Here is an 11,776-nt window from a genome sequence, read left to right as displayed (position 1 = left end):
TTTACCTTATAAAACAGACGAAATCTGTCTGGCGAAATGATAATAAAAGAAATATTTATAAATTATTCTTATGGGAAAAAGTACATTGATAAATAACGTAGAGCTATTTAACGGAAAAGATAACAAAACGATTAAAGGAAATATTCTGATCGAAAACAATCTGATAAAAAAAATATCGGAACAACCGATAGAAACCGACGATCCGGAAACAGAAATTATTGAAGGACAAGGCAAATTTTTAATGCCCGGTCTTATCGACGCACACTGGCACGCTTATATGGCAGCTAATACCATGATAGACTTACTTACAGCAGATACGTCATATCCACAAATAAAAGCTGCCAAAGAAGCTGAAAATACTTTATTAAGAGGCTTTACCACCATTCGGGACGCCGGTGGACCTGTTTTTGGATTAAAACGTGCAATCGATGAAGGCATTGTTAATGGTCCCCGTATCTTCCCGAGCGGTTCGCTTATTTCCCAAACCGGAGGCCACGGAGATTTCAGAGCCGTATATGATATTCCTCACCCGTTTGATTGTGCTCTTACTCACACCGAAAAAATTGGAGCTGCCACCATTGCCGATGGGGTGGATGCCGTTACGGTAGCCGCCCGTAATAACATACGTTTGGGTGCAAGCCAGATTAAACTAATGGTAGGCGGCGGAGCTGCATCGCTATATGATCAGTTGGAAGACTCTCAATTTTTTGAAGAAGAAATAGAGGCTGCTGTAAAGGCTGCCGAAGATGCCGGCACTTACGTTATGGTACACGTTTATATCCCCGAAGGAATTGCCAGAGCTGTCCGGGCCGGCGTAAAAAGTATCGAACACGGACATCTCATTGACGAACCTACAATGAAACTGATTGCAGAAAACGATGTATGGATTTGCGTTCAACCTTTTACTAAAGACGATAATACATACCCGACTCCAAAACAACAGGAAAAACACGAAATGATCGTAAACGGTACCGATAATACCTACAAGTTGGCGAAAAAATATAAAGTAAAACTTGCTTGGGGAACCGATCTGCTATTCAACCCCGAAAATACTAAAAAACAGAATCAGGGAATCGGCAAGTTAACAAATTGGTTTTCTAATTTTGAAATACTAAAAATGATCACGTTCGATAACGGAACCTTACTCGGATTATCGGGAAGACGAAACCCTTATCCCGGAGAAATAGGAGTTCTTAAAGAAGGAGCTTTTGCGGATATGCTGTTACTCAAAAAAAATGCACTCGAAGACATCAATGTATTAGATTCCCCTCAAGATAACATTCTGATTATCATGAAAAACGGAAACATTTACAAAAATATTCTACAACCCTAAAAACAGACATAAAAGTATACCTGTTTTTTATTTAATTCATCCCCTAATAAACCTAAATAATACGATATGTAAAATATCTTTCAAAAAATAAACGGAAAATGCTTGGCATTTATGTTTTATTTCGTACATTTGCACCTGAAAAAATCAAAGCTGTCCTCGAACGGATTTTTTACGAGAAACCGTAAAGGTATGGCTGGAAGATAAGGTCCCGTAGCTTAACTGAATAGAGCATCTGACTACGGATCAGAAGGTTACAGGTTTGAATCCTGTCGGAGTCACAAAAAAGAGTTACATATATATGTAACTCTTTTTTTCAATCAGTTATACAGCCCGATTTACTTATTTATTCAGCCTGCATATACTACTAAGACATTATCTACACGGAGAATACGGATAGATATAAATTCACGATATTTTAGGTATCAAATGATAAAATACCTGTGAATTAACAAATGAAAAACAGGTTCCCAGTGGAGAAAAATATCGTTTTTCGATAGTAAAATATTTTTTCAAAAGACGTTCGAGATCGGTATAATAAAAACCCATATGCGTGAGATATTCACTATTTTCCCTAAAGTGTGGTAAAGTTTTTCCCAAAAAAGATAATCCTATATTTTTCCATGAATATATTTCTCTCCAAGAACCTCCGCTTCGACGTCTTAAAATTCCTTTTACCAGTACCGGCAATCCTTTTTCTATCGGAACCGATAAAACTACTCGTCCCTTTTCTGTAATTACCGAAAGCATTTTTTGCAACATATCTTCCTGCATATTTACGGTCATATGCTCCAAAACCTCAAAACAACATATATAATTAAATTTACCATTTTCTTGGACATAAGAAAGTACATCCTCCCACAAATTTACAATCTCAACAATATTATCACGTCTGGGTTTCATATAAGGTTCATATCCGAGAAGATCGCAAAAACCAGGGAAACAAGTATTCAGTTTATTCAAAAACATACCATCACCGCAACCAAAATCGAGAACAGACGTTCGACAACCTTCTGTAAAACTTATCGCCTCTACCGACCTGCAGAAACGTTTTCGATGCGAAAATCTCCTTAACAGGTTTTTCGCATTATATGTATAATCTTCGTAATTTGCCATCATTAACCGTATTAATCACCGCCACCGAATTTATTCAAATAATTCGAACACAACAAATTCTCTCGTATAAATGAACGTTTGATACAAAAAACAAATTTGAACTCTCCTACACAAAAACAGTTACTCCCTACAATACATAATAAAACGGCATAAAGATTGTTTCTTTATGCCGTTTTATTCTTAAAAAGCCACTTAGTCGAACATATGTTTTAATTTACTGAATATTTTATCTTTAACAGACTTTGTCGGCTTAAAGTTTTCCGATCCGCTCAATTTTTCGATCATTTTCTTTTCTTCTGCATTCAGCGACTCGGGAATATATACCGATACATTGACCAACAAATCGCCAACTCCATAACGATTCACCGAAGGCAAGCCTTTCCCTCTCAAACGCAACACTTTTCCGGGTTGAGTTCCCGGTTCGATCTTCACCTTAGCTTTACCGTCTATTGTCGGCACCTCTACCGAACCACCCAAAGCAGCTGTAGAAAAATCGAGTAATAAATTATAAATAAGGTCGTTCTCATCCCGTAACAGTTCGGGATGCTCTTCTTCTTCGATTAAAATCAGTAAATCTCCGTTTACCCCTCCATGACGGGCTGCATTACCTTTTCCGCTCATCGAGAGTTGCATTCCGTCGGCAACACCTGCTGGAATATTCAAAGTAATCACTTCTTCCTCGAGTCTTACACCTTCACCGTTACATTCTTTACATTTGCTCGTTATTATACGACCCTCACCGCCACATGTAGGACACGTCGTTGTCGATTGCATTGCCCCCAAAATGGTTTGCTGTACCCTTGTCACCACCCCGCTACCGTTACAAGTCGAACAGGTAGTATAGGATGTACCGTTCTCGGCGCCAGTTCCATTACAAGATTTGCACGCGACGTATTTTTTTACTTTTATTTTCTTTTCAACTCCAGTTGCTATTTCTTTGAGTGTGAGTTTTACTTTTACCCGTAAGTCCGAGCCACGGTTAACATGTCTTCGAGAACGACTTCCGCCGCCAAAACCGCTAAAACCACCGAAACCGCCGCCGAATATATCGCCAAAATGGGAAAAAATATCTTCCATCGACATTCCTGCACCACCAAAACCGCCGGCGCCGCTTGCACCGCCTACTCCTGCATGACCAAACTGATCATAACGGCCTCTTTTATCCGGATCGCTTAAGACCTCATAAGCCTCGGCAGCCTCTTTAAACTTTTCTTCCGCCACCTTATCTCCGGGATTTTTATCCGGATGGAATTGTATCGCTTTTTTCCGATATGCTTTTTTTATTTCTTCGGCTGTTGCGGTTTTAGAAACCTCCAGCACTTCGTAATAATCTCGCTTACTCATTAAAATATTTAATTTTTAATTATTCGCCAACTACTACCTTAGCGAAACGTATCACTTTATCATTTAGTGTGTAACCTTTTTGCACACAATCTATTACTTTGCCTTTCTGATCAGGATCAGGAGCCGGAAACATCGTAACTGCTTCGTGATATTCGGTATTGAAATCTTCTCCTTGTGCCGGAATCTCTTTTACCCCCTTCTGTTCGAGATAGGATTTAAACTTATTGTATATCAACAACATACCCTCTTTCACAGCTTCTACATCCGATGTATCACCAATTGAAAGTAAGCCTCGTTCGAAATCATCGATAACAGGAAGAATACCTTTTAAACAATCCTCATTGCCGTTTTTCAAGATTTCTGCCTTTTCCCGCAAAGTACGTTTACGGTAATTATCAAACTCAGCCATCAGCAGCAAATAATCTTTGTTCTGTTTTTCAATTTTCTCTTTCAGTTCGGCGACTTCCGCTGTCAGTTTGTCAGCGCTTTCTTCTTCCATTTCCGGAAGCATTTGTTCCTCATCAGTCATCCCCTTTTCATTTCTTTCCTTTTTATCGGGAGACTTACCATTAGCAAATTGTTTTTGAGCCTCGTTCTTCTTATTCTTCTTATCACTCATGGCTATATATTTTTCTTTTTTATTACTTGTTTAATTAATTAACGACACTTGCTATCGACGTCGCATTTGTTGCTACAAAAATACTGCCACTATATTGTTTCAGTATTTTTGTCATGTTTTGTCAGTTTTTTACGCTTTAAAATCCTTTTGCAGTAATTCTCTATCGAGGAGATACAAACCGACCCCGTCTCCGAGATTTTTAACTCTCGATATCAGTTCAGACATAGCAGACTCCTCTTCTACCCTACGTAAAATAAACCAATCGAGCATCGCACGTGTTGCCTTATCGTTTTCATTACGGGCTTCATCAGCCAAAGTATCAATAGAATCGGTAATTCTCACTAAATGTACCATCGCCCGATCGAGCGACTCGGATACATTACCGAAAGATACCGGTACATCCACTATATCGCCGAGTAATATACGGCCTTCCTGCTTTTGCACATAATCGATCATTTTAAATGTCTCTCTCTGTTCTTCTTCATACTGCCTCTGCATCCGATAAGAAAAACCGGGCCATCCCAACGCCGTAAAATGCAATGACAAAGACAGAAAAAAATGAGCCGACCATATCCCTGCATTTATCTGTGTATTCAGGGCTTCTTCCATTCGTTTCTTCAACATAATTAATGTTTTATAAGTTTCAGATTATTGAAACAGTATAACATTCATCAAGTTGAAAACGTTCAGATTAAAACCGGCACTCGCCGGTATATACGAAATCGTTAACGAAATATAACGACAACTCCTCCGGTATTTGTTCAAATATGCCGAAAACCGAAGAGCCCGAACCCGACATAGAAGCATACAAGGCCCCCATCCGATACATATCGTCCTTAACTTTGCTTATCTGCGGATATTTTGCAAAAACACTCGGTTCGAAATCATTGACAAGTCGCCCCTGCCATTCTCGTATGGGAAGCTTAATAATATCAGAAAGAGTCACTTCGGGAATTCGAGGTGTAACCCCGGCATAAGCTTCGGGAGTAGATACCATTACGGCAGGCTTTACCAAAACGATAGAATATCCAGATAATGTAATCCCGATTTCTTCCATTTCATCGCCTATTCCATGTGCCAACATCGGTCGGTTACGAATAAAAAAAGCACAATCGGCACCCAACTGAGAAGCATAACGGGATAAATCGTCATCTGAAAGCGGTAATTTAAAAGAATCTCTCAGCATGAGCAACATATCTGCCGCATCTGACGAACCGCCTCCCAATCCCGCTCCGAATGGAATAACTTTATGCAGGTAAACATCCACAGGAGGTAATTCGAATCGGACAGCCAACAAATCATAAGCCTTTACTACCAAATTCTTTGCCGGATCTCCACCGATATGTATACCGGAAAGATGCAGATTACAAGAACCTCCTACCACAGAAGGAACCACTTCTAAAGCATCCGTCAGATTTACCGGATAAAAAACGGTTTCGATATCGTGATAGCCGTCGGGACGTTTACGCAGGATATTCAATCCCAGATTTATTTTAGCATTCGGGAATAACAGCATGTCATTCAGCAAAAGTTTTTAATTCCACGTATTCTTAAGAGGTCGCAAAGATAGCTATTTTTCAATGTATAATCAACACCCTGTTCAGAAGATTCCTTTTTTTAATTTTGTTGATATAAAAACTTTCCTTACGTTTGTATTCACAATAAACCAAATCTTATTTCCCAATTAATGGAACAACGCCGCTCTAACTATCGATCGCCTAAAGCGACAAACCCGATCAGCGAATTAGGAAAACTGCAACCTCAGGCACAAGAACTCGAAGAAGCAGTATTGGGGGCGCTTATGCTCGAAAAAGATGCTTATGCTATCGTTAGCGATATTCTTAAACCCGATTGTTTTTACGAACATAAGCATCAGCTCATCTATTCGGCGATTGTCGACCTGGCTATGCAGCAAAAGCCGATCGATATGCTTACCGTAGCCGAACAGTTAAGACGAAGAGGGGAACTTGACGAAGTGGGAGGAGAATTTATAATCGCTGAACTGACCGGACGAGTAGCTTCTGCCGCTAATATAGAATTTCATGCCCGTATTATCGCTCAAAAATATCTGGCCCGCGAACTTATCCGCTTTTCGAGCGAAATTTCAACGAAAGCTTTCGATGAAACCAATGATGTAGATGACCTCATGCAGGAAGCAGAGGGGAAACTTTTCGAAATTTCTCAACGAAATGTAAAGAAAGACGTTACACAAATCAACCCCGTCATCAAAGAAGCTCTCGATATTCTTCAAATAGCATCTAATCGAAAAGACGGCCTCAGTGGACTTCAGACCGGATTCAACGATCTCGACAAAATAACATCCGGATGGCAAAACTCCGATTTGGTTATCATTGCAGCTCGTCCTGCAATGGGGAAAACTGCTTTTGTGCTCTCCATGGCTAAGAACATGGCGATAAATTACAATACACCGGTTGCGATGTTCTCGCTCGAAATGTCGAACGTGCAATTAGTAAATCGCCTTATTGTAAATACTTGCGAAATCCCGGGTGAAAAAATAAAAAGCGGACAACTGGCCCCATACGAATGGGAACAGCTCATGTCGAAAATAAAAGATCTTTACGACGCTCCTATATATATTGACGATACTCCCAGCCTTTCGGTATTCGAATTACGTACCAAAGCACGGCGACTGGTTCGCGAACACGGTGTAAAGATACTTATTATAGACTACCTACAGCTTATGAATGCAAGCGGTATGAGCTTCGGAAGCCGTGAACAGGAAATAAGTACGATCTCTCGATCTCTTAAAGGTCTGGCTAAAGAACTGAATATCCCTATCATCGCCCTTTCACAGCTTAACCGTAGTGTAGAAAACCGACAAGATAAAGATAAACGCCCTCAACTATCCGATCTTCGTGAATCGGGAGCTATCGAACAAGACGCCGATATGGTATGTTTTATACATCGTCCCGAATACTACAAGATTGTAGAAGACGAAGCCGGTCATTCTTTGGTGGGACTGGCCGAAATAATTATCGCCAAGCATCGTAACGGTGCTACAGGAAATGTGCGGATGAGATTTAAAGGCGAATACGCCCGTTTTCAAAATATAACTGACGATACTGAAATCGGTGGAACATTCGGGACCGGCATTACGACCGATAATTTACCGCCTATCGAAAATTTCAATGCAGGCCCCGATCCCGCCGCTGCTTTCCTTGCCGGAGAAAATGGGAACGAAGTACCTTTTTAAACTAAATAGAAAAGGATGGCAATTACCATCCTTTTTATATTTCTGAAAAAAGACATATTACTATTCTCTTTTAAAAGCAACATATTTTTGTTCGGTAGGTACATAATCCTCACTATCCCACAATGTGCTTGTTATCATCAGGTCTGCACTATACCGGTTACAGGCAATTGGTATATTATGTATACGACATTGACGCAACAACATTTGTATATCGGCTTCGTGAGGCTGAGCATTCAAGTCATCGATCAGGAAAATAGCTAAATCGATCTCTTTCTTAACGACCATTGCGGCAATTTCAGCATCTCCACCCATCGGACCTGAATTCATACAAGTTATTTCCGCCTCGATTCCTTTCTCTTCAAACGCTTTTTTCACAAGACTTCCCGTAGTACCTGTACATACAAGGTGGTGCTTCGAAAGAAGTTCGGCATTATGTACGGCCCACTCCACCAAATCGGCCTTTCGATTATCATGTGCTACTAATGCGATCGTCAACCTTTTTTTCATACTCAGATTCGTTTTTAAGTTAAACAACGTCGGTTATATTCTGTTCAAATACAATGCCAATCACAAATATCTTATTTACTCCCGGCAACAACGACATAAAAATTATCTCTTTTAAGATATTCTCCGGCAAGGCGCATAATATCATCTGGTGTTACCGAACGTATAATATCTACCTGACGATTATAATAATCGAAAGACAAATTGTTTGCAAGCATAGATATATAAGCATCTGCAACCGGAAAAGGGCCATCGAATAAACGAGCCAGCTCTCCCAGCATGTAATTACGTACCATCGATAATTCCTCTTCTTGTACCGGCTCGCACTTTAGGCGTTCTATCTCGTTAAATACCTCTTCTACAAGCGGTTTTGTATACTCGGTTGCCGACTGTGTAGAAATCGATAAATAAGCGCCATAACGTTGCCCTATCAAAGAAGACGAAATACCATAGGTATAACCTTTATCTTCCCTTATATTAAGCATTAATCGACTTCCGAAATATCCTCCCAATAACGTATTCAACACGCGCATAGGTAAATAATCGGGATGAGAACGATTCATTACGGGAATTCCGATACGTATACCTGATTGTAAAGCCCCGACTTTTTCAACGAATATTTCTTTTTGAGTCGACGGTTCTATTTTAAATACCCGTGAGCTGCTTTTATTCGTAAAATCGCCAAACTCCATACCCAATCTCAGATCGAGTAATTTCAACATTTCATCCGTTATTTTCCCCGTAATCACGATACGAATATATTGGGGATTATAATAATTCCGGTGAAACTTAAAAAGGTCTTCTTTTGTCAGACTATCGAAATCATGCGGATCCGCCACAGCCCCATACGGGTGATGCTTCCCGAATAATCGGGATAAAAAGGCTCTCGTAGCTAAAGACTGAACCTTTTCCAATTCGATCGTCAATTGTTGTTTGCGACGCAAAGAAATGGTGCTAAATTCCTCTTCAGGAAAAAACGGACGCATAATCAGATCGGAAAGAATATCCAACGTATGAGTGAAATATTTATTGAGTGAATAAAGCGTAACATACGAATTGTGGAAAGAGACAGAATTTTGTAACCAGGCTCCATAAAAATCAAGTTGTCCGGCAATCTGTGCCGAAGTACGATTTCCGGCTCCCTCCTTCAGCATCACATTAGCCATATCAGCTACCAGGCTCTTCTCCTGATCATATTTTCCGGCTGTTACCATTACATCGATACGAGAAACCTCCTGGTCGCCCATATTGATCACGTAAACCGGTATCCCATTAGATAACATGATTTCACGAGCTTCAGGTAATACCAATGTTCCGAAATCTTTAACTTCCGGCTGGCTGGTTCTATCAGGATATATTGTCATAACTGATTATTTTGAGATACTGTCTAAAAATAACAAAGCCTTCTGCAAATCTTCGGGAGTATCTATGCCGATCGTTTCCTGAGTCGTAACTCCGACTTTTATACGATAACCACTCTGTAACCAACGTAATTGTTCGAGCGATTCGGCAATTTCGAGCGAAGATTGCGGTAATGACGTAATCTCATTTAACACAGAAGCCCTATACGCATACATCCCGATATGTTTATAAAAAATATGTGAACCGAGCCACTCCTCCCGAGGTATATTTCTCAGATAAGGTATAACCGAACGACTAAAATACAAGGCTTCATTACGATCATTCAATACAACTTTCGGGGAATTAGGATTTTCAAGAGCCTCAATTCCGTCCTCAGGAGTAAACGGCCGTACCAATGTTGCGATCTGAGTCTCCCGATCTTCAAAACAGGCCATGATATCGCGAATTTGTTCCGGTTTAATAAACGGCTCGTCGCCCTGTATATTAATAACTACATCTCGTCCTTTTCCTATTTTATGCCATGCTTCGCGGCAACGATCGGTACCACTCTTATGCATTTCAGAAGTCATAACAGCCTGTCCTCCGAATGCGATAACAGCTTCGTATATACGTACATCATCGGTAGCTACAAATACACTCTCGAGTACACTCGCAGCCTGCTCATATACCCGTTGTATCATACTTTTCCCTCGCATATCAACCAAAGGTTTTCCCGGGAAACGGGATGAAGCGTAACGAGCCGGTATAATTCCTATAAAATTATGGATATCGTTCATTTCTTTATCTTACTATAATCTACTTTTTAACCACATATAACTGACTGTTCTCAGTTTTTACGACTTTTACCGGTTCACCCCTTTCAATATATCCATACAGAGCCACCGCATCATAGTCGTCATCTCCGATTGTAACTTTACCGGCAGGTCTCAATATCGTAGCAGCGACACCCTCTTTCCCTACCATTTCGAATAACCGTTCGGGAACTCCTATATAACCTTCTTTCACTTCTTGCGATGACTGAAGAGCCAGTCGGCGAAATATACCTTTCGAACCGATCTTATGTGCTAAATATAAAGTTAATGCAAAACCACAAATAATACCCGATACAACAGTAAGTATACTACGGCTGATATCCTGAGAAGCCACTGGAGAAAAATCGAAATTCACATTATTTACTAAAGCAAGTATCAACCCGGTAAATATAAAAATACTGCCAAGGATACCTGCCACTCCAAAACCGGGTATCACAAGCAACTCGAGAACAAGTAAAATAATTCCCGCGACAAAAATCAATATTTCCCAACTTTCCGCCATTCCGCTCATATACAAAGGTGCGAAATATAAAATAGCGGCAATAATAGCAGCTGCCGAAGGAAATCCCAATCCAGGAGACTGAAGTTCGAAATAAATACCGCCGATAATAATCATTATTAATATCGCCTGAAGGGCCGGATTACTGAGAAAGCCGGCAATCTCATCATATACAGACGGCTTATACTGCTCGATACGATAATCTTTATATCCGAGATGCTTTGTGGCGATTTCATCTACACTATTTACAATACCCTCGCAATATCCCAGTTTAACAGCTTCCTGAGCTGTAAGCGTTAAAACTTTACCAGAATCTACCACATTCGGAATAACTACCCGTTCATCTACCATAGCTTCTGCAATGCGAGGGTCTCGTCTCCAATGAATGACCGTATCACCTTTTGAAGTAATCGTAGTATCTGCGCCATGAGCTTCTGCTGTCGAACGTATCGTAGCCCTCATATACGACTGATATTTATCCGGCATAGCTGCTCCTGTTTCATTTACAACCGTCACAGCCCCGATATTTGCACCAGGACGCATATAAATACTGTCGCAAGCGATCGCGATGAGAGCTCCTGCCGAAGCTGCATTGTTATCGATAAACGCATATACGGGGATTTTACTGTTCAGTATCAATGTTCGTATCGAGTCGGCATGCACTACAGTTCCGCCATAAGTATTCAGATGCAACAATATTGCATCTGCACCGTGTTTCACCGCCTCGTCGTTCCCTTTTTGCATATATCGCCAAGTGGTACTTCCTATCTCCTTTTTGATATCGATTTTATAAATTAAAGGTTTTTCTGCCGCATTCGTACCGAAAACAACTGAATATAAAAAAAATATGAACAAAAATGGGAACCTTTTCATGTATTATCCGTTATTAAGAATATACGAAGTTATATTTTTTCCATGAAAAACAGTGCATCACACAGGTAAAAACATTTTTTCAATCGGTAATCGACTAAAAAAT

Annotated in this window: 11 protein-coding genes and 1 tRNA gene; 3 read left to right on the top strand and 9 right to left on the bottom strand. The window is 40.2% G+C overall.

Translation table 11 applies throughout. From position 1 onward, the window contains the following. Window positions 1-70 precede the first annotated feature (70 nt). Both NMU02_RS02985 and NMU02_RS02980 read left to right on the top strand, forming a co-directional pair. Window positions 71-1,333, top strand: coding sequence for a metal-dependent hydrolase family protein (locus NMU02_RS02985; protein WP_255025707.1), 1,263 nt, complete (start codon window positions 71-73; stop codon window positions 1,331-1,333). 204 nt (window positions 1,334-1,537) lie between these two features. Next, window positions 1,538-1,611, top strand: a tRNA-Arg gene (locus NMU02_RS02980). A 127-nt stretch (window positions 1,612-1,738) separates the two neighbouring features. On the opposite strand, the gene NMU02_RS02975 is transcribed toward NMU02_RS02980, so the two are convergent. The 5 genes from NMU02_RS02975 to ispE form a co-directional block, all read right to left on the bottom strand. Next, window positions 1,739-2,446, bottom strand: a complete 708-nt coding sequence (locus NMU02_RS02975) for a class I SAM-dependent methyltransferase (RefSeq protein WP_255025706.1) — start codon at window positions 2,444-2,446, stop codon at window positions 1,739-1,741. Between the two features lie 192 nt (window positions 2,447-2,638). After that, window positions 2,639-3,790 carry a molecular chaperone DnaJ gene (gene dnaJ / locus NMU02_RS02970; protein WP_255025704.1) on the bottom strand — a complete coding sequence of 384 codons (1,152 nt, stop codon included), beginning with the start codon at window positions 3,788-3,790 and terminating at the stop codon, window positions 2,639-2,641. A 19-nt stretch (window positions 3,791-3,809) separates the two neighbouring features. Continuing rightward, window positions 3,810-4,409 carry a nucleotide exchange factor GrpE gene (locus tag NMU02_RS02965; protein ID WP_255025703.1) on the bottom strand — a complete coding sequence of 200 codons (600 nt, stop codon included), beginning with the start codon at window positions 4,407-4,409 and terminating at the stop codon, window positions 3,810-3,812. Window positions 4,410-4,538: 129 nt separating this feature from the next. Further along, window positions 4,539-5,033 carry a ferritin gene (locus tag NMU02_RS02960; protein WP_255025701.1) on the bottom strand — a complete coding sequence of 165 codons (495 nt, stop codon included), beginning with the start codon at window positions 5,031-5,033 and terminating at the stop codon, window positions 4,539-4,541. A gap of 67 nt (window positions 5,034-5,100) precedes the next feature. After that, entirely contained in the window at window positions 5,101-5,925 is an 825-nt protein-coding gene (gene ispE / locus NMU02_RS02955) for a 4-(cytidine 5'-diphospho)-2-C-methyl-D-erythritol kinase (protein ID WP_255025700.1), read from the bottom strand. A 171-nt stretch (window positions 5,926-6,096) separates the two neighbouring features. On the opposite strand from ispE, the gene dnaB reads away from it, so the two are divergent. After that, window positions 6,097-7,623 (top strand): replicative DNA helicase, encoded by a 1,527-nt coding sequence (gene dnaB, locus NMU02_RS02950; protein ID WP_255025699.1) that lies wholly within the window; start codon window positions 6,097-6,099, stop codon window positions 7,621-7,623. Window positions 7,624-7,683: 60 nt separating this feature from the next. On the opposite strand, the gene NMU02_RS02945 is transcribed toward dnaB, so the two are convergent. The 4 genes from NMU02_RS02945 to NMU02_RS02930 form a co-directional block, all read right to left on the bottom strand. Continuing rightward, entirely contained in the window at window positions 7,684-8,130 is a 447-nt protein-coding gene (locus tag NMU02_RS02945) for a methylglyoxal synthase (RefSeq protein ID WP_255025697.1), read from the bottom strand. 71 nt (window positions 8,131-8,201) lie between these two features. After that, a complete protein-coding gene (locus tag NMU02_RS02940; RefSeq protein ID WP_255025696.1) occupies window positions 8,202-9,491 on the bottom strand; it encodes a M16 family metallopeptidase in 1,290 nt (429 codons plus the stop codon). Window positions 9,492-9,497: 6 nt separating this feature from the next. Next, window positions 9,498-10,265, bottom strand: a complete 768-nt coding sequence (gene kdsB, locus NMU02_RS02935; protein WP_255025695.1) for a 3-deoxy-manno-octulosonate cytidylyltransferase — start codon at window positions 10,263-10,265, stop codon at window positions 9,498-9,500. Between the two features lie 19 nt (window positions 10,266-10,284). Continuing rightward, entirely contained in the window at window positions 10,285-11,673 is a 1,389-nt protein-coding gene (locus NMU02_RS02930) for an NfeD family protein (protein ID WP_255025694.1), read from the bottom strand. Between the last annotated feature and the right edge of the window lie 103 nt (window positions 11,674-11,776).

This window comes from Coprobacter tertius, assembly GCF_024330105.1.
Classification (GTDB): Bacteria; Bacteroidota; Bacteroidia; order Bacteroidales; family Coprobacteraceae; genus Coprobacter; species Coprobacter tertius.
This window is presented reverse-complemented; position numbering and strand designations above follow the sequence as displayed.